Here is a 26,749-nt window from a genome sequence, read left to right as displayed (position 1 = left end):
ACGGCCGCAGCCGCAGGATGCAATTTCCCGCCTGTCACGAGTGGGGTCCGCCGGATGGATCGCGCGATGCGCAACTCGCTCCGCAGTGCCTTTGGACGAAGCAGAGCTGTCCAAGAGGTACCCGTTGGCCGGAACTTCGTAGCCCGCTCAGTCATCGCGGTAGGACCCGAAGAGGCCTCTGACCAGCATATTCACTGACAGAGGCCTTGGTGGCAGACTAGCCGGGCCATACGCCGGAGAGAAGCACCGCACCGCTATGACCTGCACGAACATGCGGGGAGGATGCTTCCGTGGCTACCTTGACGGCTACGCAAGGAGGCGCCCCGCGCCGGAGCGATCCGGACGGACGCTTGGTCGTTCTCGGAGCGGCCGGTACTGGTGGCCACCGAGGCCGACGGCATCACCGCCGACATGGTGATCACCGAACTCGACCAGCGCGATGTACCGGTGGTCCGGTTCAACCTCGCCGACATCGGCGAGAACTTCACGATTTCGGCTCGGTTCGCACCTGCCCCCCCCTGTGGCGCCACCGGCCCGTTGTCCAGCTCCGCTTGCAGGACGGCGAACCCGCCGCCCAGGACGGGACACTCACCGGAATCCGTACTAGAATCTGTACAGAATCAAGCCTCTATATGGGTACGGTGACAGCATGGAGATCCCTGAGGTCGTGACCGTCAGCGACGCACGCGCGGGACTGTCGCGGATCCTGGCTGACCTGTCGGAGTCCGGCGCGGATGCCGACCCGGTCCTGATCGGCGCCCACCGCAAGCCCCAGGGCGTCCTCCTGTCCGTCGAGGCCTTCGAGGCGCTGCGCGGCCGAGCGGCACGACGTGCAGCCGTCGCCTCGGCCACCGGCTCCATCGAGGCCGAGGGGCTCCAGGCCTCCAACGCCTCAGCCCGCGACACCGAGGCATACGTGAAGGGCGACCTCGACGTGGACACCCTTGTCGCCCGCGCGATCGCCCGCCACCGACAGACTTCGGAGCGGCGAGCAGGGTGAACGACCCGTACGCCATGCCCAACGGCGTGCTGCGCAACAAACTCGGCATCACCGACCATCAGCTGCTCGCGGCAGCGGAGGCGGACATCACCCGGGCGCGCCTCGTCATGCTCGCCAAACGCCCCCTACCCGGCGCGTACGACCTCGGCTATCTCCAAGCGTTCCATGCCGTGATCTTCGGTGACATCTATCCGTGGGCAGGCGAGTTACGCACCGTGAAAATCGCCCAGCGCACACCGTTCTGTCCGGCGAGAAACCTGGTGTCCTACGCCGGAGAGGTATTCGGCCGCCTCGCCTCATCCGGCCGGCTGTGGAGTCTCCCTCGGCAGGAATTCGTCATCCAACTGGCCACGTCGTACGGCGACCTGAACGTCCTCCACCCGTTCCGTGAGGGCAACCGCCGTGCCCAGCGGGCGTTCCTGGCCCAGCTCGGCGCCGACGCGGGATACGCCCTGACCTGGTCGGGCATAGACCCTCAACGCAACGAGGACGCCTCGGTGAAGAGCTTCCTCGGCGACAACAATCTGTTGGAGCAGCTACTCGACGAGCAGGTCACCAGGAGTTGACGCCCGTCACTCCGGCTGGGAAGGAAGCCCGGAACAGGACGTCGCCCCTTGGGACCGGGCCTGGGTGCCCGATCTCGCCGCCGAAGGGCAGCTCGGGCTCTACGGGGCGATGTCGTCCGTGTCCGGTCTGATCGTGCTGGCCGGCAGTGCGGGTGCCGGGTCACTGATGGACGCCGACCTGCCGGCCGTCCCCTTTGAGGTGCGTGGCGAAGAAATCGTCGATGCGTCGCCACGCGTCGACGGCGGACTCCGGGTGCGGCCTGATTCCGGCGACACGCATCAGCGGACGCAGCGCGCGTGGCCCGACCTCGGCGTCGTTCAGGAAGGAGTGCCCTGCCTCCGGATACTCCTTGACGTCGTGGACGACGCCGAGCCGGTCGAGCGACGCCTCCAGACCGGAGGCCGCGCCCTTCAGCGTACGGTCACGGGCCCCGTAACTCGCGACGACGGGACAGGAATCGGTGAGCGCCTGTTCGAGATGCCTGGGCAGGCGGCCGTAGTTGACGGCGGCGGCGGCGTAGTCGCCGCCCACGGCGAGGAGGGCGAAGGAGCCGCCCATGCAGAAGCCGATGACGCCGATCCGCCCGGTGCAGTCGGGATCCCGGGCGAGGTGGGTGCGGGCAGCCTCGATGTCGTGGAAGGCCCGGCCGCGTCCGGACAGGGCGGCCCGGAAGGTCGGCACCAGGCAGCGTACGGCCCCTCCGTCGGTGAACAGGTCTGGCATGACGACGAGGTACCCGGCTCTCGCCAGCCGCTCTGCCTGGCGGTGCATCACGTCATTGACGCCCAGCGCCTCATGGATCACGACGACACCGGGCCAGGGGCCCGGCCCGGTGGGCCGGGTGAGATGGCCGGTGAGCCGACGGGAGCCGCCGCGGGCGGCGCTGAGCCCGCTCAGATCGACGGCGGCGGTGGTGGTCGTGACGGACAAACTCTCCTCCAGGGGAGGTCTGGGGGCGGGGGTGGCCGAAGTGAGGACTACGGCGCGATGAAGGGCTGGACGCGCTTGCGATAGTCCTTGGGCCGCACTTCGTTGTAGTACTTGTCCTTGTCCTCGCCCTCCGAGGTGAAGATGTACACCGGGCACTCGTCGGACTTGGCCTCACCGGTGTGCTCGTACAGTTCTTCGCCCGTCCGCGACTCGACCACGCTCAGTCGGTAGGAGGTGTTGTACGTGCGTATCTTCAGCGGCTTGCCGTCATCGGTCTCCATGTCGCACACCTTGCCGGTCGGGGTCGCCTTGGTGCGTTCGACGCAGACGACCAGCTCGGCTTCGGCGGGCTTGTCCGCGTAGCCGAGGATCCAGCCCCTGGGGAAGTCCCCGGAGGGCGGCTCGAACTGTGACCAGGTGTCGCCGGGGTGGTTCATGAGCATCGCCGGATGCACGGTCTTCTTCGTACGGTCGTAGGCGGGCATCCCCGCGTAGCCGAGCCCGTCCGTGCACACGCGCTCCAGATCCAGGGCGGACGCCGGCACGTCCGGCCCTTCGGCTGCCGAACCTGTCGACGGCGACGTGCCGGCACCCCCTCCCGGGCTTCCCGTGAGCGACGAGCATCCGGACAGGACCACAGCCAGAAGCCCGGCGGTGACCAGAATCGAAGACCTTGAATGCATTTGGATCCGCCCATCGAAGAAAGAACAGCAGACAGGGCATGTCCCCCCTCCCCCGGACATGCCCTGTCCCCCCAACCTGCTGAGAAGAGGATGCCGTGCGCCTGCTGCCGGGGGCATGGGGGAAGAGCCCCCATCTAGTTGTGCGTCCCCTGTGACTCGTGGGCACTACGCTGTACGGACTCGAAGGAGCATTCGAGGGGGCGGCCGGGACATCCCGGAAGAATTCGAAGAAGGCGAAGAAGGCGCAGGGGGCCCGAGTGTCGTTGTCGTCACCGGCACTGGTCGGCCGAGGACCGGAGCTGAACCTTCTGACCGAGGTGGGACGGTCGGCGGGCGAAGGGCGGGGCTCGTCGGTGTTCGTGCTGGGCGAGCCGGGTATCGGCAAGTCGCGCCTCGTGGAAGAAGCCGTGGCTGCTGCCGCGCGCACCGGGTCGCGGGTGCTGCGCGGGCGGGCCGCGTCGGCCGGGCGCGCGGTGCCCCTGCGCCCGCTGGCGGAGGCCGTGTTCTCCGGACTGCGCGGTGAAGGGGCGCCTGCGGACGGGGACTTGGGCCCCTACGAGCCGCTGCTGTCACGGCTGTGCGGGCTGGCGCCGCAGGACGGCGCGCCGCTGGTGGGTTACGCCGAGGCGGTGCTGCGGCTCCTGGGGGTCCTCGGACGTACCCATGGCTGCTTACTGGTGCTGGAGGACCTGCACGACGCGGACGCCGACACGCTCACCATCGTCGACTACCTCACGGACAACCTCCCCGGCCAGCGGGCCGCCTTGCTGGCCACCCTGCGCGGTGGGCCCGGACCGGCCCTCGACCTCGCCGAGGCCGCGGTATCCCGCCGTGCGGCCCGCACACTGCGCCTGGCGCGCCTCGGGCCCGCCCACACGGCGGAACTGGCCGCCCGCTGTCTGGGCCACGACGACGCCGGCAAGGTGCCGGCGGCCGTACTGGACCGCCTGCACGCCGTCTCCGAGGGCGTCCCCTTCGTCGTTGAGGAACTGCTGCAGGCCATGGTCGACAGCGGCAACCTCGTCCGGACGCGGAACGACGGCTGGACGGTGACCGGCGCGCTGAACGCCGGCGTACCCACGACGGTCGCCGCCGCCGTCCTCCAGCGCGTCGACCACCTGGAACCGCCCGGGATCGCGCTCCTGGAAGCGGCGGCGGTCCTGGGCAGGCGGTTCCCCGTGGACGTGGCCGCCCGTGTCGCCGAGCTCGACCGGATGACGGCGCTCCGCCAGCTGAGACATGCGGCACGGGCCCACCTGGTCACCGACGGCGCCACCGCGGAGCAGCCCGGCTGGCACTCCTTCCGCCACGCCCTGACAGCCGACGCCATCGCCCACCGGCTGCTGCCCGCTGAGCGGGCGGCGCTCTGTCTCGCCGCCGCCGACGCCATCGAGGCCGCCGACGCGGCGGTGCCGGAGTCGGGGACCGACCGCCCCGACCGGGGCGGGGAGCTCCGAGGTCTGCTCGGCGGCGGCTCGGGCGACGACCTGTACCGCCTGGCCGCGGAGCTGTGCGTCGCCGGCGGGCAGCCGGCCCGGGCGGCTGCGCTGCTCACCCGGGCCAGTCGGCAGGCGGTCCTACGCGGCGCGCTGCTGACCGCGGTGGAACTCCTCGACCGGGGCCTGGAACTGACCGCCGATGCCACGGACACGCCGCCCGAGACAGTGGCCCGGCTGCTGGAGGAACTGCTGGGGACGCTCGTCCTGACGGGCGACGTCCAGCGCGTCCCGGAGCTCGGCGATCGGCTGGACCATGTCCTGATCGCGTGGGGCGCGCCCGCCGCCCGGCGCGCCGCGGGCTTCCTGACCCGGGCCCGGGCCGCGGCCACCGCACAGCAGTGGGAGGAAGGTCTGACCGCCGTGCGCCGGGCACGGGAACTGCTCGGCGCCGAGCCCGACGCGGCGTCCCGGGCCGCCCTGGACGCCGTGGCGGCGCACCTGGTGCTCGGCTCACAGCGCCCGGACCGGCTGGAGAGCGCCCGGGTCCTGGCCGAAGGGGCACTGGCCGCTGCCGAGGCGGTCGGGCTGCCGGAGGTGAGCTGCAAGGCGCTGAACATCCTCGGGTACTGCCTGCGGCCCCACGACCTGGCCGAGGCGGAGAAGGTGTTCGAACGTCTGGTGTCCACGGCCGAGGCACATGCCCTGCCGGTCTGGCGGATACGCGGCCTGCTGGAACTCGGTGCGCTGGACCGGATCCGGTTCACCGGTACCGATCGGCTGCTGGCAGCACGGAAGGCGGCCGAGGAGACCGGTGCCGTGCTTCTGACAGCCTGGGCCGACACGCATCTGACGCAGGCTCATGTGCTGCGCGACGACCTGGACGGGGCCCTGGAGTACGCCGAGCGGCTCCGCACGACAGCCGACAGGCTGCGGCTGCGCGAGGTGCAGCTGATCGGTGTCGCGATGGACGCCGTCATCGCCGCCTCCCGAGGCGAACGGGAGAAACTCCAGGCCGCGCTGCACGTACTGGAGACCGCGTTGGCCGGGGGGAGCGCCGGAGCGGTCTGGGGCTACGCCGACACCTCGGTGTGGGGCTGGGCCCGGGGCGTGTGTTCCCTGCTGCTGGAGGAACCCGACCGTGCCATGGCCGAGTTCACCGAGGCGGACCGGACCATGCGGGCACTGCCCAGCACCCGCGGGGTCATCGGTTTCCTCGGCCCGTACCTGCTCCTGCGCACCGTACGGGGCGCGGCCGGCTGGGCGGAGCTGGACGGCGCGGTCGCCGACCGGCTCACCCAGGTCCACTGGGACAGGCCCTTCGTGGGATGGTCCCGAGCTGTGCTGCTGGGCCGCGAAGGCCGGGCCGCCGAGGCCGCCAAGGTGGCCGAGGAAGCCCTGGCCGGTACCGACACCATTCCCATGGCCCGTCACCTGTGTCTGCGCCTGGGTGCCCAGGCGGCTCTCACGGACGACTGGGGGCAGCCTGTCGAGTGGCTGCGCGCCGCCGAGCAGTTCTTCCACGACCGGGGCACGACACGGATGTCGGCGGCCTGCCGTGCCCTGCTGCGGGAAGCGGGCTCTCCCGTGCCCCGGCGACGCCAGGGCCATGACACGATTCCGCCGGAGCTGCGGCGGACGGGGGTGACCGCCCGGGAGTACGAGGTGCTGCGCCTGCTCGGCCGGGGGCTCGGCAACCAGGAGATCGCCCAGCAGCTGTTCCTCTCGCCCCGCACCGTCGAAAAGCACCTGGCGAGTCTCCGCGACCGCACCGGCCAGAGCAGCCGGACCGCCCTGCGCGGCCTGGCGCGCCGGTACTCGGACGGGCAGTGACTCCGGCGCGCTTTGCGCCGCGGCAGCGAAGGTCGCTCCCCCTACGGTGGCGGGCGACGCCGACACCTGACGTGGGCTGACCGCTGACTGCTGACCGCACGGGATCATTCCGGTATATGCCTGCATTGGTCCCGTGCATAACCCTGGATTGGTCCCGTGCGGCCTTTACTCACGCCTCGCAGAGACTCTTGGTGTCCCCGGTGTCGGCGGTGCAGGTGTCGGTGTTGGCGCCCCCGTCGACACTGTCGTTGCCCAGGATGTTGTCCACGCCGTTCAGGGTGTCGTTCCCGGGACCGCCGACCAGGGTGTCGGCACCGGTCCGGCCGCTGCTCGACGGGACGAGGTCCCCGACCAGGCTGTCGTTGCCCGCCCCGCCGACCAGCCGGTCGTTGCCCCCGTAGCCGAGCATGGTGTCGTTCGACGCGCTCCCGGTGATCGTGTCGTTGAACTCGCTGCCGTAGATGGTCTCCACGTCGGTGAGGACGTTGTCGCCCTCGCCGCCGACGCCGTCGTCGGCGGCGTTGTCGATGTCGACGACCACCCCCGAGCCGCTCTCGAAGTAGCTGGCGATGTCGGTGGTGCCGCCCCCGCCGCTGAGCGTGTCGGCGCCGGGGCCGCCGATGAGGAGGTCGAAGGTGGGGCCACCGTTGAGAGTGTCGTTGCCCGCCCCGCCGTTGAGGATGTTGCTGCCCGGGCTGGGGCCGCCGCCGATGATGTCGTTGCCCGACTCGCCCTTCAGGTTGCCCCGGACATTGCCGGTCTTGGTGATCCGGTCGTTCAGGTCCCCGGCGTTCACCACCACCGTCGGGAAGCTGCCGACCTGGCAGGCCACCGATCCGTTGATCTGAGCCGAGCAGCCGATGCCGGCCGTCAGGGTGGCGGCGGTGTCCTGAATGACGACGAAACTTCCCGACAGGGAGACCGTGATGTTGTTCGCGACGCCCGACCCCGCGTTGACGATCACATCACCCCCGCTCACGAACACCCCTGTGGCCGCGCTCGCGGGCCCCGCGGTCAAGGACACCGCGGAACCCGCCATCACGGCGACCATCAGGACCCGGAGTAACGCTTTTCTGCCCATCGACTTCCCCTCGGTTGCGCACGCGTGGTGACGTCGTGCTGAGACATGGCCACCAATGTGCCCGCCGCGTACACCGGGCGCATGAGGGAAAGTCCCCCAACTACCTCGTGGCCCTCGCCGCGCAGCCGGACGCCGGGACGGCGGGCCACACGGGGCGTCGCTCACGCCATCTGGCGTCGCACCAGCTCGTGCAGGCGCCCGCCCGCCTACGCCCGATCCGGTATCTCCCCCTGGCTCCGCTCGTCGGCCGCCATGGACGGTTCCGAGCCGCTCCCGTGCCCCTTCCTCGAGCCGGGCTGTGGCCACCGGCACGTGCGAATCGTGACCATCGTGTCACCGCGTAGGTCCACTTCGACCTGGTAGCGCATCCGGCTGGGGTGACGGCCCCTGCTCCGCCTCCCCGGTGCAGGGTCCACACCCCGGCAAGACTTCCGGCGCCGACCCACCAGCCCGTTGACTCCTCGGGTGCGCGTCGTCCGGTCCGTGCCGGAACCCCGCGGCCAGGCCGGCGGTCTGGGCATGGGCCCCGGCCAGGCCGCGACACCAGAACCCCGGGGGCGGTACCTTCCCCGCCATGACCCGCGAGCAGTTCTCGCCCCACACACGCTCCCGCGTGGCACGGCCCTGCGCCATCCGCGAGGCGCTGCGCGCACCGAGGGCCTTCAAGGTGCCCCCGCATGCTCGTTACGGTGGCGCGTCACGGGGAAAAACGGGGATTCCTCGCATCCTTCGACCGTCGGCGCAGGTCAGCGTTCTGCCAGGTCAGGCCGGATCCGCATACGCGATCTCCTTCACTGAGACCTCAACGATCAGGACGAGTGCCCGCAGTGGCCGCGTGGGTGGCTGCCTTCGTGGCCACCTTGATGGCTACCTTGATGGCTACCTTGATGGCTACCTTGATGGCTACGTTCACAGCCGCGTGTACCGGTTTGCACCGTTACGGACCGGGGCCTGATGAAGCCCTTCGACCTACGGAAAGAGGGCCCCTGACCAGCATTTTCCCTGGTCATAGGGCCCTTGGCGGCAGACGAGCCGGGCCGTACGCCGGGTTCTGTTTCCGAGAGGACCTCGCGATCCCCTCGGCGACGGCCATCCATCTAGGGCCGGCGTTGCCGCCGGCCTCGTGCGGTCTACCCGGGGACTCGGGCGGGCAGCCCTCGAACGTCCTCGCAGGAGCGTCGTCCAAATCCTTGGGGACGTTCCCTTTTGACCTTGCTCCGGGTGGGGTTTACCTAGCTGCCCAGGTCGCCCTGGGCACTGGTGGTCTCTTACACCACCGTTTCACCCTTACCCGGCGCCGAAGCGCCAGGCGGTTTGTTTTCTGTGGCACTGTCCCGCGGGTCACCCCGGGTGGCCGTTAGCCATCACCCTGCCCTGTGGAGCCCGGACGTTCCTCGGGGAGCGCCCCCGAAGGGGAGTCCACGCGGCCGTCCGCCCGGCTCGTCTGCCGTGTCGACCATGCTACCGGGCGTCCGCCCCGACGCGGTCCAGTGGCCGTCGCCAGGACAGATCCCGCCAGGATCAGCGCGAAGGCGGCGAGGATGCCGACCGTCAGCGGTTCGTCGAGGAACACGGCGCCCGCCGCCACCGCGACCGCCGGATTGACGTACGTGAAGACCGTCGCCCGGGTCGGGCCGACCTCCTTGATCAGCTCCAGGAACGCCACGAAGGCGAGGGCCGTGCAGACCACGCCCAGGACGGCCAGGGCCAGCAGTACGTGTGTGGCCGGAAGGGTGGCCGGGCGGGTGATCACCGCCGCCGGGGCGTACACCAGCGCCGCCAGTGCCAGGCACGGCGCCGTGAGGTGGAGCGACGGGACGTCCTTCAGATGGCGCGCCACTATCAGCGGAGCCGTGGCGTAGCCGATCACCGTCAGCAGGACCTCCGCGAGTGAGCGGGCGTCGCCGCCTGTCAGGTGCGGGACGGTCAGGACCGCGACGCCCGCCAGGCCCAGGGTCAGGCCCGTGAGCCGCCGGGCCCCCAGCCTCTCCGTGCTGCCGAAGAAGCGGGCCAGCGCAAGCCCGACTATCGGTACCCCCGCGATCAGCAGGCCCGCCGTGGAGCTGGAGAGGTGGCGTTCCGCGTCGGTCAGGGTCCACCACGGGCCGATGATCTCGATGACCGCGAAGGCCAGCATCGGGCGCCAGTGCGTGCGGAGCGTGAGAGGGAGACCGCCCTGGCGGATCGCGAAGGGGAGGAGGAGCGCCGCGCCCAGCACGCAGCGCGTGAACACCACCGTCGACGGCGACAGGTCCGCCTCCACCGCCACCTTGATCAGCAGATACGGGATGCCCCAGACCACTCCCATCAGGGAGAACAACAACCAGCCGCGTGCAGTCATGCGGGCAAGTGTCGGCTGCCTTCCCGTCCGCCGTCTTGAACGCTGTTGCGGTACGCCGCCGGGGTCACCCCCATCACGCGCCGGAACCAGCGGGTCAGGTGCGCCTGGTCGGCGAAGCCGACGAGCGACGCGACTTCTGCGGGGCGTAGGCCGGCGTCCAGTAGGCCGCGGGCCCGGGTCACGCGGTGCTGGGCCAGCCAGGCGTACGGGGGTATCCCGACCGTCGTACGGAAGGCGCGCAGGAGTTGGTAGCGGGACAGGCCCAGGTCGGTGGCGAGGTCGGCGAGGGAGGGTGGGGCGGTCAGTTCGTCCGCCAGGCGGGTTCGTACCTCGCGGGCTATGCGCCCCTCGCCCGGGACCCTGTCGTCCGCCGGGCGGGCCGTGGAGTGGCGGCGGGCCAGTTCCGCCAGCAGCCACGCCAGGCGGGACTCGGCCTCCAACGGGTCGGGGCAGGCGCTGAGTTCGATGTGCGCGGTGTGGAAGGCGGCGGCCAGTTCGGGGTCGTCGACCAGCGGCTCGCGGAAGTGCGGGAACCGGCCGTCGAGGATGCCGTCGGCGAGGAGGGCCGGGTCGGCGTACAGGGCCCGGTAGGAGTACCCGGCGGAGGTGGCGGGGCCTCCTGTGTGGATCTCTCCGGGTTCCAGTACGACCAGGGAACCGGGGTCGGTGCAGATGCGCCCGCCCCGGTAGTCGATGATCTCGACGCCGCTGGAGCTGACGCCGACGGTGAACTCGTCGTGGGCGTGCGGGGCGTAGACGTGCCGGTCGAAACAGGCGGTGAGCAGGTCGAGGGCGGGGCCGCAGCGGCCGAGTCTCGCTCTGGTCCACAATGCCTGTTCCCGTGTGCCCCCGCGTGCGTTCACGGTTCCACGGTACTTCGCGGACGTCAGAGGAAGTCTGTCGTGTCCAGGTCGAAGGCGAAGGGCTCGGGGAGAGCCACCGGCTTGCCGAGCGGGAGGGTGCAGTGCTGGCGGTAGTCGTCCTTCTCCGGGGCGCTGAACAGCGTGATCGACGACGTATCGCGGTCGACGAGGAGATAAAGGGGGATGCCACCGCGTGCGTAGCAGCGGCGTTTGACCTCGCGGTCAGCCCTGGGTTTCGTCGACGTCACTTCCATCACCATGGCAACGCCGTCACAAGGCATCCACGAGCCTGCGCTCGCGAGGACGTCCAGCTCAAGGGGAGCGAATGTGACATCCGGGATCACGTGGTTCTTCGGGCAGGCTTCCCCACTCTTCAGTTTCAGCCCCTTGTTCCCGGAAAAGTCCATGTCGGTCCGGGACCGCCTGTTCACTTGCCGCACAATCCGGCTGATGTAGCGCTCGTGTTCCCCGTCCGGCGGCGGCGTCACGACGATCTCCCCCTCGATCAGTTCTGCCCGGAAGCCCTCCGGGGTGTCGAGGGACAGGAAGATCTCCAGCAGGCCCTCAGCCATAGTGGTGGGCTCATGAGCCACGGCAGTCATGTCACGCCCCTCCTTCGGTCGCTCGCCAGACTGGGACATCGGCTGATCACCTGTCCATGAGATCGGGAACCGTTCCCTCGATCGTGGCACACGGTCACGCCCGATGTACGGCTCACACGGGAGCGAACCGTACCCCCGCCGCCCCCAGCTCGGCCCGTGTGAGCCGCACTCGCAGCCGCTCCCCCAGTGGCAGCGGGACCCCGTCACCGTCCTCGATTCGCGCGACCACCGCCGGAGAGTCCAGCTGCACTGTCCCGACCGTCGGTTTGCGTTCCTCCACGTCCACCACACACCCCTCGAAGACCTCCCCCACCCGGTCCTTGAGGAGTGCCGCCTCGACGATGTCCACGCAGCCGCGTTCCACCGCGCCCGCCCGTCTCCCGCCCTCGGCCATCTCCTTGGGGAGCGTGTCCAGGGCCGCCAACACCCAGTCGGGCGGGGACTGTTCGGCGACGGCGGCGAGGCAGATCTCCGAGGCGTAGCGGTCGACGAGGCGGCGCAGGGGGGCCGTGCAGTGGGCGTAGGGGGCGGCCACGGCGGCGTGGGTGGTGAGCGGCGGGAGGTTGCCGTCGCGGAAGATCGTGTAGCCGGCGCCTCGTAGCAGCGTCGTGCACTCCTGGAGGAAGGCCGCGTGGTGGGGGCGGCGCGGGTCCAGGGAACGGATCAGGGCCGCGTACGAGACGTGGTGCGGCCAGTCGATGTGCAGAGCTTGCGCGGTGCGGCGCAGGCGGCCCACCGCACCGTCCGGAGCGGCAGGGAGGGTACGGAGTACTCCCGTGCCGTGCGTCAGCATCAGCTCGGCCGCCGCCATGCCCGTGAGCAGGGAGATCTGGGCGTTCCAGCCTTCGGCGGCCAGTGGTGCGCGGTAGGTGAGTGAGTACGTGCGAGCGTCCCCGCCCCCGGCCCCATCCTCGTCCCCGCCCCCGGCCCCCTCCCCGTCACCGTCACCGTCACCGTCACCATCCTCGACTATCTCCTGCTCCGGGACGTTCAGGGAGATTCCGCCGCGTTCGGCTTCCAGGCGTTCTCTCGCCTCGCCTATGTCCTTGAGGAGGGTCAGCGGTTCCTCCGCCGTCCCGGCGTCCAGTTGTCGTTGCACGCCCTCGTAGTCGAGTTTCGCGCGGCTGCGGACCAGGGCCCGGTGGACGTCTACGGCGACCGTACGGCCGTCCGCGTCGAGGTCGATCGTCCAGAGGGCGGCCGGGCGGGTCCGGTCGGGGAGGAGGCTCGCGGCGTTCTCGCTGAGTACCGGCGGGTGGAGCGGGGTCTTCTCGTCCGGGAAGTAGAGGGTGGTGACCCGGCGGTGCGTCTCCGCGTCCAACGCCCCACCCGGTTCGACGAACGCCGCCACGTCCGCGATGGCGTACCGGACGCGGAAGCCGCCGTCGGGGCGGCGGGACAGGTGCATCGCCTGGTCCAGGTCCGTGGACGTGGGCGGGTCGATGGTGAAGAACGGGATGTCCGTGGCGTCGAGCGGCGGGAGAACGGGGGCCTTCGCCGCCCGGTCCGCCTCCGCCAGTACCGCGGGCGGGAAGCTGTCGGGGACGCCCAGTTCGGTGCGTAGCGCGGTGAGGGCGGCCCGGAGAGGGGCTTCGGGGGCGCCGGTCACTCGTATGCGGCGGCGGGGCATGGAACGAGCGTAGGCATAATCCGGGCGACCCGCCTCACCACGTAATCTGACGCGGGTCGACCCCGCGACCCGCATAGCCGCATACCCGTGTGGCCGCGTACCCGCATACCCGCGTACCCGTTTGGAGAACTCACCGTGCTTGTCCTGCTGCCTCCCTCCGAAGGCAAGGCCGCTTCGGGTCGTGGCGCCCCGTTGAAGCTGGAGTCGCTGTCTCTGCCGGGGCTCACGGGTGCCCGCGAGGCTGTTCTCCGGGAGCTCGTCGAGCTGTGCGTCGGTGACGAGGACAAGGCGCGTGAGGTGCTGGGGCTGAGTGAGGGGCTGCGGGGTGAGGTCGCCAAGAACGTCGACCTGCTCACCGCCGGCGCGCGGCCCGCCGGGCAGGTCTACACGGGGGTGCTGTACGACGCCCTCGACCTCGCCTCTCTCGACGCCGCCGCGAAGAGGCGGGCCGCACGGTCGTTGCTCGTCTTCTCGGGGTTGTGGGGTGCCGTACGGGTCACGGATCGCATTCCCTCGTACCGGTGCTCGATGGGCGTGAAGTTGCCCGGGCTCGGGGCGCTGGGCGCGCACTGGCGTGCTCCGATGGCCGCCGTCCTTCCCGAGGTGGCCGGTGAAGGGCTCGTTCTCGATCTGCGGTCCTCCGCGTACGGCTCCGCCTGGAAGCCGAAGGGGGAGGTTGCCGGGCGGACGGCGACGGTGCGGGTGTTGCATGCGCCGACCCGGAAGGTGGTCAGCCACTTCAACAAGGCGACGAAGGGAAGGATTGTGCGGAGCCTGGTGAGTGCGGGGGTGGCGCCCTCCGGGCCCGGGGAGCTGGTGGAGGCGTTGCGGGATCTCGGGTACGTGGTGGAGGGGGAGGCGCCGCCGAGGGGGACGGGGGCTGCGTGGGCGTTGGATGTGCTGGTGGACGAGATCCACTGAGGCATGCTCCGCTGGTTGGGGCGCGTTGTGTTGTCTGTCGGCTGCAGCGCCGTCGTGGCTTGTCGCGCAGTTCCCCGCGCCCCAATAAACTCGCCCCATTGCAACATGTGCAACTCTCTTTGCGCATGCTGCAAACCGCAGGCAGGATGAGGCACATGCCCAGCCTCCCCGCGTCCGGCCCCTCCGAGCCCTCTGTTCTTGATCTCGCGCCCGTCGTCCCCGTGGTCGTCGTCGAGGACCTGGCCGATGCCGTGCCGCTTGCTCGGGCGCTCGTCGCAGGGGGGCTGCCGGCCATCGAGGTCACCCTGCGTACGCCCGTCGCGCTCGACGCCATCCGGGCCATCGCCGACGGAGTCCCCGGCGCGGTGGTCGGCGCGGGCACCGTCATCTCGCCGGCTCAGGTGTCCGACGCGCTCGCGGCCGGGGCGCGTTTTCTCGTCAGCCCGGGCTGGACGGACGTACTGCTGGAGTCCATGCGGGCTTCCGGGGTGCCGTTCCTGCCGGGAGTGTCGACGACGTCCGAGGTTGTCGCGCTGTTGGAGCGCGGGGTGCGGGAGATGAAGTTCTTCCCGGCGGAGGCGGCGGGCGGCACCGCGTATCTGAAGTCGCTGTCCGGGCCGCTCCCCCAGGCCCGGTTCTGTCCGACCGGGGGGATCGGTCCCGCGAACGCGCCCGAGTATCTCGCGCTGCCCAACGTCGGTTGTGTGGGCGGGAGTTGGATGCTCCCGGCGGATGCCATCGCCGCGCGCGACTGGGGCCGCGTCGAGACACTTGCCCGTCAGGCCGCAGGGCTCAGCGGGCTCAGCGCAGGTGGGACGTGTCGTTGAAGAGCCGTACGCTCGCGTTGCCGTCCGCGTAGTACGCCACCGCCGAGAGTGAGGCCGCCGAGAGTTCCATGCGGAACAGGGACTCGGGTGGGGCGCCCAGGGCCAGGCGGATGAGGGTCTTGATCGGGGTCACGTGGGTGACCAGCAGGACCGTACGGCCCGCGTGGGCCGCGATCAACTTGTCGCGAGTGACGGCCATCCGGCGTGCGGTCGCCGCGAAACTCTCGCCGCCGCCCGTCGGTTCGGCCTTCGGGGAGGTCAACCAGGCGTTCATGTCGTCCGGGTAGCGCTCGCGCACCTCGCCGAACGTCAGCCCCTCCCACGCGCCGAAGTCCGTCTCGCGCAGGCCGTCGTCGATGGTTACGTCGAGGCCGAGGCGGGTCGCCACAGCAGCGGCGGTCTGGCGCGTGCGGGTCAGGGGGGACGCGATGATCGCCTCGATCGTGCCGCGCTCGGCCAGGGACGCCGCCGCCCGCTCGGCCTGGTCCAGGCCCACGTCCGAGAGGGACGGGTCAGTGCCGCCACTGCCCGAGAAGCGCTTCTGGGGAGTGAGGAGGGTCTCGCCGTGGCGTAGGAGTACGAACGTCGCCGGCGGGCCGAGATCCGCGGGCGCCGACCAGCCGACGGACACCTTCGTCGCGGCGCCGGTGTCCGCGTCAGACGCCGTGGCGGCGGGGGTGAGGCTTGCGTCCAGCTCCGCCGTCGACGTGGACGCCGACCACTGTTCGCCGCGCTTGCCCGCGTCCATCGCCTCGTTCGCCAAGCGGTCCGCGTGCTTGTTCCTCTCGCGCGGGATCCACTCGTACGTCACCTGCCCGGCGTCCGGGAACACCCGGGCCGCCTCCGCCGCCAACGGCTTCATGTCCGGGTGCTTGATCTTCCAGCGGCCCGACATCTGCTCGACGACCAGCTTGGAGTCCATCCGGACGTGGACGGCGGCGGCCGGGTCCAGTTCGCGGGCCGCGCGCAGGCCGGCGACCAGGCCCCGGTACTCGGCGACGTTGTTCGTGGCGACGCCGATGTACTCGGCCGCCTCCGCCAGCGTCTCCCCTGTGGCCGCGTCGATGACGACGGAACCGTAGCCCGCAGGCCCCGGGTTGCCCCGGGAACCGCCGTCGGCCTCGACGATGAACTCCCGCACGCCACAAGCTCCTTGCTGACCGACAGAGGTGATTTACAGCTGGATTACAACTGCCTTACAGGCCCGACTCCGACGTGCGCACCAGGATGCGGCGGCAGTTCTCGCAGCGCAGTACGGCGTCGCGGGGGGCGGCCTTCACCTCGTTGACCTCGGTGATGTTCAGCTCCAGACGGCAGCCCTCGCAGCGGCGCTGGAAGAGACGGGCGGCGCCGACTCCGCCCTGCTGCTGGCGCAGCTTGTCGTACAGCTTGAGGAGGTCGTCGGGCACCGAACCCGAGATGACCTCGCGCTCCTTCGTCGCCGTGCCCACCTCACCGCCGAGGGACTCGTACGCCGCCTCGCGCCGCGCTGTCGCGTCGTCGATCTTGCCCTGGACGGCGCCGACCCGCTCGGTCAGCTCGGCGACCCGCTCCTGCGCGGACTCACGGCGCTCCATGACCTCCAGGACGATGTCCTCCAGGTCGCCCTGCCGCTTGGCGAGGGAGACGATCTCGCGCTGGAGGTTCTCCAGGTCCTTGGACGAGCTGACGGCACCGGAGTCCAGGCGCTGCTGGTCGCGGGTGGCGCGCTGGCGCACCTGGTCCACGTCCTGCTCGGCCTTGGTCTGCTCGCGGGCGCAGTCGCTCTCCTCGGTCGTCGCGGCCACCAGCAGGTCGCGCAGCTGTGTGAGGTCCTTGGTCAGCGACTCGATCTCGGCGTGCTCGGGCAGCGACTTGCGCTTGTGCGCGAGCTGCTGGAGGCGTACGTCGAGAGCCTGGACGTCGAGAAGTCGGATCTGGTCGGCGGGCTCGGCGTTCAGTTGGGGGCTCCCAGTGCTTCAGAGGTGGTGGTGGACGCCGCGTGGGCCGTCCAGGGGTCGGTGACCGTGGCGGAGACGTGGACCCGAAGGCCCCATCCGTGCCGGTCGGAGATCTCGTCGAGCTGGGCGGCGGCCAGCTCGCACCAGGGCCACTCGGTGGCCCAGTGCGCCGCGTCGAGCAGCGCGAGGGGGTTGTGGGGGGCGTGGGTGTCGGCGCCATGGGCACTTTGGGCGCGGGCCTCGCTCGCCGGGTGGTGGCGCAGGTCCGCGGTGAGGAAGGCGTCGACACCGGCCGCGCGTACGTCGTCGAAGAGGCTGTCGCCGGAGCCGCCGCTGACGGCGACCGTGCGGACGAGGGCCTCGGGGTCACCGGCGACCCGGATGCCCTGCGCGGTCGCGGGCAGCCGTTCGGCGGCGCGGGCGGCGAACTCGCGGACGGTCAGCGGGTGGTCCAGCTCGCAGACCCGGCCGAGACCGCGCCGGCCGGCGGGGTCGGTGGGGTCCGGCACGAGCGGTCGTACGACCCGCAGGTCGAGGGCGCCGGCGAGGGCGTCACTGACTCCCGGGTCGGCGACGTCGGCGTTGGTGTGGGCGACGTGGAGGGCGATGTCGTGCTTGATCAGGGTGTGCACGACCCGGCCCTTGAAGGTGTCCGCCGCGACCGTGGTCGTACCGCGCAGATAGAGCGGGTGGTGGGTGACCAGCAGGTCGGCGCCCAGCTTCACGGCCTCGTCGACGATGTCCTGGACGGGGTCCACGGCGAACAGGACCCGGGAGACCTCCTGATCGGGGTCGCCCACGACCGTGCCGACCGCGTCCCAGGACTCGGCCCGCTCGGCGGGCCACAGGGTCTCCAGCGCGGTGATGACTTCAGACAGACGGGGCACGAGCGCAAGGCTACCTGGCTGTTCCGTACGGCTGAACCGGTGTGCCCGCCCCGCTGTCACCCCGTCTCCGCTCCCGCCGCTGTCCCCGACGCTGTCCCCACTGACGTCGCCGGTCCCGGTCAGCACAGGCGTCACCGTTTCCTCAGGCGAATCGTTCCTGGGCCACCCTTATGTGTGAAATGGCCGCTGCCCGGTCCCACGTCTGTGCGTGCGAAAACTAGTTTCGTCGCCGGAGGTGACCGATCGATGACGGCCTGTGCGATCGACGCGATCGAGCCCATGGCCCAGCCCATGATCGAACCCATGGCGATCGGGCTTATGGCGGAGGACGGAATTTCCCCGGGAGCGGAGCTGGCGATCACGGCGGACGGTGCCTACGCCGCCCGGCTCGTGCGAAGCGGAGACTCGCGGAGCGGCGAATCCTGGTTCCCGGAGCGCTGGACGCTCGACGGGCCCGAGCCGTACGCCGTGCCGCTGCCCGGCAACCAGCCGGAGGAGCCCGGCACGCAGGTGCTGCCGATGGGCGACGGGCGGGTCCTCATCCACCGTCCGATCGACGGCCGGCACACCTTCGCGCTCCTCTACCCGACCGGCCCCGGCACCGGCGAACTCCCCCTCGGCGCCGTCGAGTGCCCCGATGCGGGCACCCGGCTGCGGCTGCTGCCCCCGGCTCCGGGCGGCGACCGTGCGTACGCCCTCGCCCTGGGCCGGCGTTCGACGACGGTGTGGCTGGTGGCGGGCGGCGCCTTCGGGCCCGAGTACGTCACGGAGGTTCCCGGCCGCTGCTCGGGCGGGGTCTGGCTGGACCGCACGGGGCGGCTGCTCGCCCTGGACCGGGAGGTCGGGGGGCACACGAAGGCGATCGTGGTCGATCTTGAGCGCGACGGCGAGGTGTCGCCACTGCTCCAGATCTCGGCGGAGAGCAACGACCGGCTGCTGCTCGCGGACGCGGACAGCGGACTGCTGCTGATCGGCTCGGACGCGCCCTCGCCCGGCGGGCAGGAACGATTGGGCTGGGGAGTGCTCGGCAGCACCCTGCCGGTGCGTTTCCCGGAGTGCCTGCGGATCGACGGGTGCGCGCTCACTCCGTTCGCGATCCAGCCGGGGCAGGTGCTGACGCCGGAGAGCTGCGGGGTGGCGTTGCGCGTGGACGGTTCGACGGGGAGCTGGGTGGGGGTGTGGCGGCCCGCTGAGCGACAGGTGCGGCATCTTCCGGCGCCGGAGGGGTGGGTGCCGGGGGCGGGGCTGTGGAGCAGGGACGGGGAGCTTCAACTGCCGTACGTGACGGGGGAGGTGCCGTGCGGGGTGGCCCGGGTGCGAGCCGAGAGGTTCGACGCGAGCGAGGCGACCGAGGCGTGCGTGACGTTGGACTCGGGGGCGGCGACGGGCCCGGAACGGGCTGCTCCCGCGCCCGTCGCGGTGGCTCGGCCGGTGCCGTTGCAACAGGCTCCGCTGGGGCGGCCCGTGGCGAAGGCCGGGAAGCCCGGTAACGAAGTGGCGAAGCTTGTAACGAACTAGTCCCGGTCGGTGTGTGCGGCTCGTGTCACCCCGAGTTGTGCTGGTTAAGATCACCCGGCTGTAGAAAGATCATGTTGACGGGGTGAACACGTACCGATGAACGACTCAAGCACCATGCAGCCGCTGTCCACCGATGCCCACGAGGGTACGAACCACAGCAACGGCCACACCAGTGGTTACAGCAGTGGTTACAGCAGTGGTTACGGCAAGCACCGGGGGCCGGTCTCGGCCCACAACGACGAGACGGCCCCGCACGGCCGTCATCGCAAGCCGTCCGAGCAGGCCGAGAACAGGGCCTGACGGTACGTCAAGCAACATGCAGCCCCGCCCAGTTGGCCACGGCCACGGGCGGGGCTGCTTTTTGCTGTGCCAGACGCTTTCTCAGTGGCTGCCTCAGTCGTTGTGCCGGCCGCTCGGTCAGGCGTGCTTGAGGCCGAGCACCTCCGTCGCCGCGAACGTCTCCCCGGCGGGCCGCTCCGCGTAGTGCGGGGTGAGGAGCGCGTCCAGTTCGTCGTAGGTGAAGGTGTCCTGTTTGCTGTCGAACTTGGCAGCCACCCGCGGGCGTTCGACGACGGCGACCATCCCGCCGTGGACGACGAGCAGCTGTCCGTTGATGTGTCCGGCAGCCGGGGACGCCAGGTAGCCGACGAGCGGGGCGACATGCTCGGGGGCGAGTGGGTCGAGGCCTCCTTGGCCTTCCTCCGCCCCCTCGATGCCCTGGAAGACGTCCTCGGTCATACGTGTCCGGGCGCGTGGGCAGATGGCGTTCGCCGTGACGCCGTACTTGGCGAGGGCGAGGGCCGTGGAGGTGGTCAGGCCGACGATTCCGCCTTTCGCGGCGGCGTAGTTGGGCTGTCCGGCCGAACCGGCGAGAAACGCCTCCGAGGATGTGTTCACGATCCGCCCGTACACCGGTGCGCCGGTCGCCTTGGCACGCTCCCGCCAGTGCGCGGCGGCGAAGTGGGTCGTGTTGAAGTGCCCCTTCAGGTGGACCCGTATGACGGCGTCCCACTCCCCCTCCGTCATGGAGAAGACCATGCGGTCGCGCAGGATGCCCGCGTTGTTGACGAGGACGTCCAGCTTTCCGAACTCGGCGATCGCCAACTCGACCAGTTCACGCGCCTGTTCGTGATCGGCGACATCTCCGGTGTGGGCGATCGCCGTGCCGCCCGCTGCGCGGATCTCGGCGGCAACCTCCTCGGCGGGGGTTGCGGACGCCTCGCCGGAGCCGTCCCGGCCGGGCTGCCCGTAGTCGTTGACGACGACGGCCGCGCCGAGCCGGGCCAGTTCCAGCGCCTCGACCCGGCCCAGACCGCGCCCCGCGCCGGTGACGATCGCGGCGAGTCCCTCAAGTGGCAATGACGGTGACAGTAGTGACATCGGAGTCCTCTGCGTCCTCGGCGTCCTCTGCGTCCTTCAGATCTCGATGCACGTACGCAGCGCGGTTCCCGTGCGCATCTGGTCGAGGGCCTCGTTGATACCGGCGAGCGGTACGCGGTGGGTGATGAGGCCCGCGAGGTCGACGCGTCCGGCGCGCCAGAGGGCGATCGTGCGCTCGTAGGAACGCAGGACGTCGCCGCCGCCGTACATGGACGGCAGGATGCGCTTCTCGTCGAAGAACAGCTCGAACATGTTGAGTTGGAGGTTGTCATCCATGGCGCCCGCGCCGACGACGACCATGGTGCCGCCGCGCCGGGTGGTGTCGTAGGCGGTGCGGGCGGTGGCGGAGCGGCCGACGACCTCGAAGACGTAGTCGAACCCCTCGCCACCGGTGAGCTGTTGCTTGGCGTCGGCCAGCTCGTCCGGTGAAACGGCCTTCGTGGCACCGAACTTGAGCGCGGCCTCGCGGCGTGAGAGCACCGGGTCGACGGCGACGATCTCGGCGGCGCCCTGGAGCCGCGCGCCCTGTATCGCGGAGATGCCGACGCCTCCGCAGCCGATCACGGCGACCGACGAACCGGCCTGTACGTCAGCGGTGTTGATGGCGGCACCGAGTCCGGTGGTCACCCCGCAGCCGATGAGGGCGGCGATGTCGAAGGGCACGTCGTCGGGGATGGGCACGGCGCAGCCGGCGTCGACGACGACCTCCTCGGCGAAGGTGCCGGTGCCGGCCATGCCGAAGATGTCGCCGCCAGGGCGCCTGAAGTTGGGGGTGCCCGCGTTCATGAACCCGGCGAGACACAGTTCGGTCTGGCCTCGCTTGCACGCGGGACACACGCCGCAGGCGGGCAGCCAGCAGACGACGACCCGGTCACCGGCCTTCAGGTGGCTTACGCCCTCCCCGACTTCGAGGATCTCCCCGGCGCCTTCGTGGCCGGGGACGAAGGGCGCGGGCTGCGGCAGTACGCCGTTCATCGCGGAGAGGTCCGAGTGGCACAGCCCGGTGGCCCGGACCCGGATCCTCACCCTGCCTGGGCCGAAGCCCACGGCCTCGACGTCGTCCAGGACGTCCAGCTTGTCCTGCCCGATCTCGTGCAGTACGGCTGCGCGCATTGGTGCGGCTCCCTTCGGGGACCTACAGCGATGTACAGGGATGTGCGGGTGGTACTGAAATGTGCGTGTGCGCGGTCATGATCACGAGTGTTCGACGAGTGTGTCGGCCAGTACGGGCGCGTCGTCCCGATCGACGGCGGTGACCGACACCTGGACGCGGTCCGGTTCGTGCGTCCACATCCGGATGCGGAGGGTCTCCCCGGGGAACACAACCCCGGCGAAGCGGGTGCGGTACGCGCGGACCCTGCCGACGTCCCCGCCGAGCACCGTGTCGACGACCGCCTTGAGCGTCATCCCGTATGTGCACAGGCCGTGCAGGATGGGCCGCTCGAACCCGGCGCGGGCGGCGAAGTCGGGGTCGGCGTGCAATGGGTTCCAGTCGCCGGAGAGCCGATAGAGCAGCGCCTGGTCGTCGCGAACGGTTCGCTCGACGACCTTCGCGGGCTCGATGTCGGGCGCCGGGAGCCGGTTCGAGGGCCCCCGGTCACCTCCCCATCCGCCCTCTCCGCGTACGAAGATCTGCGCGTCGCTCGTCCACAACGGCCCCTCGGTGTCGGCGACTTCGGTGCGCATGACGAGGATCGCCGCGTTGCCCTTGTCGTACACGGCGGCGATGCTCCCGGTGGCGCGGGCCTTGCCCTCGACCGGGATCGGGCGGTGCAGCTCGATGCTCTGGCCACCGTGCAGGACGCGGGCGAGATCGACGTCGACGCCGGGCATGGAGAGGCCGCTGATCACGTCCGGGGAGTCGTTGCCTGCGACGGTGGCGAAGCTTGGCAGGACGTGCAGCCGGGATTCGAGGGTGTAGCGCAGCTCGCCGGGGTCGGTCGCGGGGACGCCGGCGCCGATGCCGAGGTGGTAGAGCTGGACGTCCTTGCGACCCCAGGCGATCGCTGCGGACCGGGGTTCGGCGGCGACGGCCTTGGCGGCGTCAATGGGCATGGGGCTCCTGATCAATTCGCGGGACGGACATCTCACACGACAGACATCTCACAGGGACATCGCACGGGACGGAGAACTCGCGGGACTGAGACCTCGGTACGACCGTCCGCACCGTCGGCCGCACCGAGGTCGATACGGGCCGTTCTAGAACGGGTTCCAGTCCGGCGCCCCCTGTTGTATAGCCGAGCGGTCCTGAGTTGTGAATACTCCTGACGATGTGTCAGCTGTGCGATCCGAAGGCTGGGTGGCACGCCGGGCGGGACATTTGTCCTGCCGGAGTCCGTACATCGGCATCTGCCCGGCGTGCCCCTCGCTTCGTACGCTGGTGCGCATGTTCTGGATGCGAGAGGCCGCCTGCCAGGTGGGCGAATGGCGGGCCGAGCGGGCGCACTGGCGGGCCGACATGGCTCGGTACAAGGCCGCCCGGCGTGCCGCGCGGAAGTCGGGCGAACGGCTGCCGGAGGACCCGGGACCGCCGCCCACCGGATTCGCCCTGCTGCCCTGGCTCCTGATGGGCATGGGCTCCTTCTCCAACCTGCTCCAGGGCCGGACCCCGCTGCCCTGGATCGGCGCCCTGGGCCTGCTCACCTTCAACTCCCTCTACATCTACGTCACGTTCCGCGCCTTCGCGAAGGAGACACGGGACGCCAGGTCGACACGGGTGGCGCTCGTCGTGATGGGCGCGGTGACCTGCGCGCTGGCGATCGTCTACGGCGGCAGCTGGCTGTACTTCTTCCCGCTGCTCGGGCTGGCCACCGGCGCGGTGATGCGGGGCCCGTGGCTGGGCAGCACCGGGCTCGCGCTCACCGCCCTCGCGGCAACGGTCTCCTCGGTCCGGGAGGGCTGGGACGCGCTGAACGTGGCGTACGGGACCTTCCTGTCGACGATGGTGACGGCAGCGATCCTGTCCCTGACCGAGGCGGTACGTGAACTGCGGGCGGCGCGTGAGGAGTTGGCGCGCCGCGCGGTCGAGGAGGAACGGCTCCGTTTCTCCCGCGACCTGCACGATCTGCTGGGCCACACCTTGTCGGTGATCGTCGTGAAGTCGGAGGCGGCCCGGCGGCTGGCGCCCCGGGACATGGACGCGGCCCTGCTCCAGATCACGGACATCGAGTCGGTGGGCCGCCAGGCCCTGACGGAGATCCGCGAGGCGGTGACCGGCTACCGGCAGGGCAGCCTGGCCACGGAACTGGACCGGGCGGACTCGGTCCTGACAGCGGCGGCCGTCACCCCGGTGATCCACCGCTCGGGCCCGCCCCTGCCGTCGCCGACGGAGGCGCTGCTGGGGTGGGTGGTACGGGAGGCGGTGACGAACGTCCTGCGGCACAGCGGCGCCACCCGCTGCGAGATCACGGTGGAGGGCGCGGGCACGGCGGGCACCGGTATCGAGGGCACGGGAGCGGAGGGCACAGGCGGGCGGGTGCGGCTGACTGTCGCGGACAACGGGACGGGCGCGACGCCGCCCGCCGGGGCCGCGCGGACGGGTACCGGTATCGGCGGCACAGGGCTCAAGGGGCTGACGGAACGCCTGGCGGCGGCAGGGGGCTCGCTGTCGGCGGGCCCGATCCCACAGGGCGGATTCCTGGTGACGGCCGAACTGCCCGGTCTGCCCGGCCTGCCCGACCTGGCGGCAGAAACGGCCTCCCCTGCCTCCTCTTCGTCGCCCTCCTCCCCTCTTTCGCCCTCTCCTTCCCAGGTCAACCCCCACATCCGCCCTACCCTTACCCCGTGAACGAGATGCCCCGGGACCACCGTCCCTCGAAGTCCATCAGGGTCCTCCTCGCCGAGGACCAGCAGATGATGCGAGGTGCTCTCGCCCTGTTGCTCGGGATGGAGCCGGACATCACAGTCGTCGCCCAGATCGCGGCCGGTGACGCGATCGTCGACGCGGCGCTGCTGCACCGCCCGGACGTGGCGCTCCTCGACATCGAGCTGCCGGGCATCAGCGGGCTGGACGCCGCAGCCCAGCTCCGCGACGAGGCCCCGGACTGCCGGGTGCTGATCCTGACCACCTTCGGCCGCCCCGGCTATCTACGCCGGGCCATGGAGGCGGGGGCCGCCGGTTTCCTCGTCAAGGACGGGCCCGTGGAGGAGCTGGCGGCGGCGATCCGCCGTGTGCTGACCGGGGAGACGGTCATCGACCCGGCCCTTGCCGCGGCTGCGCTCAGCGCCGGGCCCAATCCGCTCACGGCTCGCGAGTGCGAGGTTCTGAAGGCCTCGGTGGACGGGGCGACGGTCGCCGATGTCGCCGGCAGGCTTCACCTCTCCGAGTCGACGGTCCGCAACTATCTCTCGGCGGCCATCGGGAAGACCGGGACCCGCAACCGGATGGAGGCGGTGCGGGAGGCCAGGCAGCAGGGGTGGCTTTAGGCCGCATCTCTGACGGGAGATCAAATTCCCATGAGCAGGTCAAGGATTAGTTAGTACGCCGAAACATCGGAATAGTTGCCCAGGCACACGGGTTTGTCACACACGTACCCTCACCCGGATCTGCCTGGAGGCTCCACCCCATGACGCACACGACGACCGACCGGCCCGCCGGTGGAACCGGCAGAACGGGCGGGGCCATAGTCCCGGTGCTCGCCTTCGCGGGCATTGTTGTCGCGGTCATGCAGACCCTGCTCGTCCCCGTCATCAAGGACCTGCCCCAGCTGCTGAGCACCTCGCCCAGCAACGCCACCTGGGTGCTGACCTCGACACTCCTCTCCGGAGCCGTGGCCACGCCGATCATGGGGCGGCTCGGTGACCTGTACGGCAAGCGGCGCCTGCTGATCGCCAGCCTCTCCGTGATGGTGGTCGGCGCCCTCGTCAGCGCGCTCACCAGCGACCTGCTGACCATGATCGCGGGCCGTACGCTCCAGGGCTTCGCCATGGGTGCCATCCCCCTCGGCATCGGTCTGATGCGCGACCTGCTGCCCCGTGAGAAGCTCCCCTCGGCGATGGCCCTGATGAGCTCCTCCATCGGCGTCGGCGGCGGCCTCGCCCTTCCCCTCGCCGCGCTGATCGCCCAGCACTCCGACTGGCACGCCCTCTTCTACGGCGCGGCCGGCCTCGGCGCCGTCGCCATCACCCTCACCCTGCTCGTCGTGCCCGAGTCCGAAATGCGCGCCGAGGGCACCTTCGACGTCCTCGGGGCCATCGGGCTCTCCGTCGGCCTCGTTCTCTTCCTGCTGCCGATCACCAAGGGCAGCGACTGGGGCTGGACCTCCGGCACCACGCTCGGCCTGTTCGGCGCGTCCGCCCTCGTACTCCTCCTGTGGGGCGTGCTGGAGCTGCGTCTGAAGGCCCCGCTGGTGGACCTGCGGACCACCGCCCGGCCCGCTGTGCTCTTCACCAACCTCGCCTCGATCATGGTCGGCGTCTCCTTCTTCGTCGTCTCGCTCGTCCTGCCCCAGCTCCTCCAGCTGCCCACCTCCACCGGCTACGGCCTCGGCCAGTCGATGGTCATGGCAGGCCTGATCGTGGCGCCCCTCGGCCTGACGATGATGTTCACGGCGCCCGTCTATGCCCGCCTCTCCGCCAGGTACGGCCCCAAGGTCACCCTCATCCTCGGCCTGCTGATCATCGCGATCGGCTACGGCGCCGGCCTCGGCCTGATGAGCGCCGCCTGGCAGTCCGTGGTCATCGCGGTGGTGCTGGGCGCCGGTATCGGCCTCGCCTACTCCTCCCTCCCCGCCCTGATCGTCGGCGCGGTCCCGGCCTCCGAGACCGGCGCGGCCAACGGCCTGAACACCCTCATGCGTTCCATCGGTACGTCCGTGTCCAGCGCCGTCATCGGCATGGTGCTCGCCAACACCGCGGACCATGTGGGCGGCGTCGCGATCCCCACGATGCACGGCTTCCGCGTCTCCTTCCTGATCGCCACGGGCGCGGTGCTGGTCGGCCTGCTGCTGGCCCTGTTCCTGCCCGGACGGCGCCCGGCGAGCAAGCCGCAGCTGCTGGCGAGCAGTGAGCAGGACGCCGTGCTCGGCTCCGGGTTCCGTGGGCGGGTGCTGGGTGCCGACGGCAGCCCGGTCGCGCGTGCCAAGGTCACGTTGATCGACCGGCGTGGGCGCCAGGCGGGCGCGACGCTCTCCGAGGCCGACGGGAGCTATGCGCTCGCCGTCCCCGCGCAGGGCGCGTACGTCCTGGCGGCGAGGGCCTCCGGCCATGGGCCGCTTGCGTCGTCCGCGACCCACGCGGGCGTTGGCGCGACGGTCGATGTCGACCTGTCGCTGCCTGGGGAGACCGTCAGCGCGTAGGCGCTGCGCTTGCC

The 26,749-nt window shown here is 70.7% G+C and carries 23 protein-coding genes, 1 other RNA gene and 1 pseudogene; 12 read left to right on the top strand and 13 right to left on the bottom strand.

Features of this window, described 5'->3' with window-relative positions; translation table 11 throughout:
- The first annotated feature begins 649 nt into the window (after positions 1-649).
- The 3 genes and pseudogenes from G3I56_RS05340 to G3I56_RS43615 form a co-directional block, all read left to right on the top strand.
- A complete protein-coding gene (locus G3I56_RS05340; RefSeq protein ID WP_164407597.1) occupies positions 650-1,000 on the top strand; it encodes a type II toxin-antitoxin system Phd/YefM family antitoxin in 351 nt (116 codons plus the stop codon).
- Positions 997-1,566, top strand: coding sequence for a Fic family protein (locus G3I56_RS05335; protein WP_164407595.1), 570 nt, complete (start codon positions 997-999; stop codon positions 1,564-1,566). The genes G3I56_RS05340 and G3I56_RS05335 overlap by 4 nt, the downstream gene beginning before the upstream one ends.
- Positions 1,567-1,606: 40 nt before the next feature.
- Positions 1,607-1,768 (top strand): annotated as a pseudogene (locus G3I56_RS43615) (MFS transporter); the annotation flags it as partial.
- On the opposite strand, the gene G3I56_RS05325 reads toward G3I56_RS43615, so the two are convergent.
- Positions 1,727-2,497: a dienelactone hydrolase family protein gene (locus tag G3I56_RS05325; protein ID WP_203689223.1), complete on the bottom strand. Its 771-nt coding sequence runs from the start codon at positions 2,495-2,497 to the stop codon at positions 1,727-1,729. The pseudogene G3I56_RS43615 and the gene G3I56_RS05325 overlap by 42 nt on opposite strands.
- Before the next feature lie 47 nt (positions 2,498-2,544).
- Positions 2,545-3,042 carry a hypothetical protein gene (locus tag G3I56_RS05320; RefSeq protein WP_343239864.1) on the bottom strand — a complete coding sequence of 166 codons (498 nt, stop codon included), beginning with the start codon at positions 3,040-3,042 and terminating at the stop codon, positions 2,545-2,547.
- Between the two features lie 296 nt (positions 3,043-3,338).
- On the opposite strand from G3I56_RS05320, the gene G3I56_RS05315 reads away from it, so the two are divergent.
- Positions 3,339-6,449, top strand: coding sequence for an AAA family ATPase (locus tag G3I56_RS05315; protein WP_343239863.1), 3,111 nt, complete (start codon positions 3,339-3,341; stop codon positions 6,447-6,449).
- A gap of 169 nt (positions 6,450-6,618) precedes the next feature.
- Here the strand turns inward: G3I56_RS05315 and G3I56_RS05310 are convergent, their stop codons facing one another.
- Positions 6,619-7,530 (bottom strand): calcium-binding protein, encoded by a 912-nt coding sequence (locus G3I56_RS05310; protein ID WP_164407593.1) that lies wholly within the window; start codon positions 7,528-7,530, stop codon positions 6,619-6,621.
- 1,024 nt (positions 7,531-8,554) lie between these two features.
- Positions 8,555-8,973, bottom strand: an RNA gene (gene rnpB, locus G3I56_RS05305) — RNase P RNA component class A.
- 98 nt (positions 8,974-9,071) lie between these two features.
- Between rnpB and G3I56_RS05300 the strand changes: the two genes are divergently transcribed.
- Entirely contained in the window at positions 9,072-9,392 is a 321-nt protein-coding gene (locus G3I56_RS05300; protein ID WP_164407591.1) for a hypothetical protein, read from the top strand.
- 475 nt (positions 9,393-9,867) lie between these two features.
- Here the strand turns inward: G3I56_RS05300 and G3I56_RS05290 are convergent, their stop codons facing one another.
- The 3 genes from G3I56_RS05290 to G3I56_RS05280 all read right to left on the bottom strand — a co-directional run bounded on the left by G3I56_RS05290 (position 9,868) and on the right by G3I56_RS05280 (position 12,966).
- Positions 9,868-10,734 carry an AraC family transcriptional regulator gene (locus G3I56_RS05290; protein WP_164407589.1) on the bottom strand — a complete coding sequence of 289 codons (867 nt, stop codon included), beginning with the start codon at positions 10,732-10,734 and terminating at the stop codon, positions 9,868-9,870.
- A gap of 23 nt (positions 10,735-10,757) precedes the next feature.
- Entirely contained in the window at positions 10,758-11,336 is a 579-nt protein-coding gene (locus G3I56_RS05285; RefSeq protein ID WP_203689219.1) for a Uma2 family endonuclease, read from the bottom strand.
- 112 nt (positions 11,337-11,448) lie between these two features.
- A complete protein-coding gene (locus tag G3I56_RS05280; RefSeq protein ID WP_164407585.1) occupies positions 11,449-12,966 on the bottom strand; it encodes an RNB domain-containing ribonuclease in 1,518 nt (505 codons plus the stop codon).
- Between the two features lie 135 nt (positions 12,967-13,101).
- Between G3I56_RS05280 and yaaA the strand changes: the two genes are divergently transcribed.
- Both yaaA and eda read left to right on the top strand, forming a co-directional pair.
- Positions 13,102-13,887 (top strand): peroxide stress protein YaaA, encoded by a 786-nt coding sequence (yaaA, locus tag G3I56_RS05275; RefSeq protein WP_164407583.1) that lies wholly within the window; start codon positions 13,102-13,104, stop codon positions 13,885-13,887.
- Between the two features lie 155 nt (positions 13,888-14,042).
- Positions 14,043-14,714, top strand: coding sequence for a bifunctional 4-hydroxy-2-oxoglutarate aldolase/2-dehydro-3-deoxy-phosphogluconate aldolase (gene eda / locus G3I56_RS05270; RefSeq protein WP_164407581.1), 672 nt, complete (start codon positions 14,043-14,045; stop codon positions 14,712-14,714).
- Here the strand turns inward: eda and G3I56_RS05265 are convergent.
- The 3 genes from G3I56_RS05265 to G3I56_RS05255 are packed head-to-tail and all read right to left on the bottom strand — an operon-like array spanning position 14,689 to position 17,541.
- On the bottom strand, positions 14,689-15,855 hold the full coding sequence (locus G3I56_RS05265) for a bifunctional RNase H/acid phosphatase (RefSeq protein WP_164407579.1): 1,167 nt from the start codon (positions 15,853-15,855) through the stop codon (positions 14,689-14,691). The genes eda and G3I56_RS05265 overlap by 26 nt on opposite strands.
- A gap of 55 nt (positions 15,856-15,910) precedes the next feature.
- On the bottom strand, positions 15,911-16,654 hold the full coding sequence (locus tag G3I56_RS44980) for a C4-type zinc ribbon domain-containing protein (RefSeq protein WP_164407839.1): 744 nt from the start codon (positions 16,652-16,654) through the stop codon (positions 15,911-15,913).
- Positions 16,651-17,541, bottom strand: a complete 891-nt coding sequence (locus G3I56_RS05255) for a Nif3-like dinuclear metal center hexameric protein (protein ID WP_164407577.1) — start codon at positions 17,539-17,541, stop codon at positions 16,651-16,653. Before G3I56_RS05255 ends, G3I56_RS44980 begins: the two co-directional genes overlap by 4 nt.
- 246 nt (positions 17,542-17,787) lie before the next feature.
- On the opposite strand from G3I56_RS05255, the gene G3I56_RS05250 reads away from it, so the two are divergent.
- Positions 17,788-19,059 (top strand): hypothetical protein, encoded by a 1,272-nt coding sequence (locus G3I56_RS05250; protein ID WP_164407575.1) that lies wholly within the window; start codon positions 17,788-17,790, stop codon positions 19,057-19,059.
- A gap of 96 nt (positions 19,060-19,155) precedes the next feature.
- Entirely contained in the window at positions 19,156-19,359 is a 204-nt protein-coding gene (locus G3I56_RS05245; protein WP_164407573.1) for a hypothetical protein, read from the top strand.
- A 117-nt stretch (positions 19,360-19,476) separates the two neighbouring features.
- Here G3I56_RS05245 and G3I56_RS05240 read toward each other — a convergent pair whose 3' ends face one another.
- The 3 genes from G3I56_RS05240 to G3I56_RS05230 form a co-directional block, all read right to left on the bottom strand.
- On the bottom strand, positions 19,477-20,439 hold the full coding sequence (locus G3I56_RS05240) for a 3-oxoacyl-ACP reductase (protein WP_164407571.1): 963 nt from the start codon (positions 20,437-20,439) through the stop codon (positions 19,477-19,479).
- A gap of 36 nt (positions 20,440-20,475) precedes the next feature.
- A complete protein-coding gene (locus tag G3I56_RS05235; protein WP_164407569.1) occupies positions 20,476-21,552 on the bottom strand; it encodes a Zn-dependent alcohol dehydrogenase in 1,077 nt (358 codons plus the stop codon).
- Positions 21,553-21,633: 81 nt separating this feature from the next.
- Positions 21,634-22,494, bottom strand: a complete 861-nt coding sequence (locus tag G3I56_RS05230) for a MaoC/PaaZ C-terminal domain-containing protein (RefSeq protein WP_164407567.1) — start codon at positions 22,492-22,494, stop codon at positions 21,634-21,636.
- 331 nt (positions 22,495-22,825) lie between these two features.
- On the opposite strand from G3I56_RS05230, the gene G3I56_RS05225 reads away from it, so the two are divergent.
- From G3I56_RS05225 to G3I56_RS05215, 3 genes are all read left to right on the top strand, one after another.
- Positions 22,826-24,226 (top strand): sensor histidine kinase, encoded by a 1,401-nt coding sequence (locus G3I56_RS05225; RefSeq protein ID WP_164407565.1) that lies wholly within the window; start codon positions 22,826-22,828, stop codon positions 24,224-24,226.
- A 5-nt stretch (positions 24,227-24,231) separates the two neighbouring features.
- Entirely contained in the window at positions 24,232-24,864 is a 633-nt protein-coding gene (locus tag G3I56_RS05220; protein WP_164407838.1) for a response regulator transcription factor, read from the top strand.
- A gap of 140 nt (positions 24,865-25,004) precedes the next feature.
- Positions 25,005-26,735, top strand: coding sequence for an MFS transporter (locus G3I56_RS05215; protein WP_164407563.1), 1,731 nt, complete (start codon positions 25,005-25,007; stop codon positions 26,733-26,735).
- The last annotated feature ends 14 nt before the right edge of the window (positions 26,736-26,749 follow it).

It is taken from the genome of Streptomyces sp. SID12488, assembly GCF_010548275.1.
In the GTDB taxonomy this organism is placed as follows: Bacteria; Actinomycetota; Actinomycetes; order Streptomycetales; family Streptomycetaceae; genus Streptomyces.
Note: the sequence above shows the minus strand (reverse complement) of the source record. Positions and strands in the feature narration are given on the sequence as shown.

Coding starts and splice junctions, on each gene's coding strand:
- G3I56_RS05240 (WP_164407571.1), bottom strand. CDS start 20,439: ATGTCACTACTGTCACCGTCATTGCCACTTGAGGGACTCGCCGCGATC.
- G3I56_RS05225 (WP_164407565.1), top strand. CDS start 22,826: ATGTTCTGGATGCGAGAGGCCGCCTGCCAGGTGGGCGAATGGCGGGCC.
- G3I56_RS05280 (WP_164407585.1), bottom strand. CDS start 12,966: ATGCCCCGCCGCCGCATACGAGTGACCGGCGCCCCCGAAGCCCCTCTC.
- G3I56_RS05285 (WP_203689219.1), bottom strand. CDS start 11,336: ATGACTGCCGTGGCTCATGAGCCCACCACTATGGCTGAGGGCCTGCTG.
- G3I56_RS05250 (WP_164407575.1), top strand. CDS start 17,788: ATGACGGCCTGTGCGATCGACGCGATCGAGCCCATGGCCCAGCCCATG.
- G3I56_RS05310 (WP_164407593.1), bottom strand. CDS start 7,530: ATGGGCAGAAAAGCGTTACTCCGGGTCCTGATGGTCGCCGTGATGGCG.
- G3I56_RS05235 (WP_164407569.1), bottom strand. CDS start 21,552: ATGCGCGCAGCCGTACTGCACGAGATCGGGCAGGACAAGCTGGACGTC.
- G3I56_RS05245 (WP_164407573.1), top strand. CDS start 19,156: ATGAACGACTCAAGCACCATGCAGCCGCTGTCCACCGATGCCCACGAG.
- eda (WP_164407581.1), top strand. CDS start 14,043: ATGCCCAGCCTCCCCGCGTCCGGCCCCTCCGAGCCCTCTGTTCTTGAT.
- G3I56_RS05215 (WP_164407563.1), top strand. CDS start 25,005: ATGACGCACACGACGACCGACCGGCCCGCCGGTGGAACCGGCAGAACG.
- G3I56_RS05230 (WP_164407567.1), bottom strand. CDS start 22,494: ATGCCCATTGACGCCGCCAAGGCCGTCGCCGCCGAACCCCGGTCCGCA.
- G3I56_RS05220 (WP_164407838.1), top strand. CDS start 24,232: ATGCCCCGGGACCACCGTCCCTCGAAGTCCATCAGGGTCCTCCTCGCC.
- G3I56_RS05340 (WP_164407597.1), top strand. CDS start 650: ATGGAGATCCCTGAGGTCGTGACCGTCAGCGACGCACGCGCGGGACTG.
- G3I56_RS05300 (WP_164407591.1), top strand. CDS start 9,072: ATGCCGACCGTCAGCGGTTCGTCGAGGAACACGGCGCCCGCCGCCACC.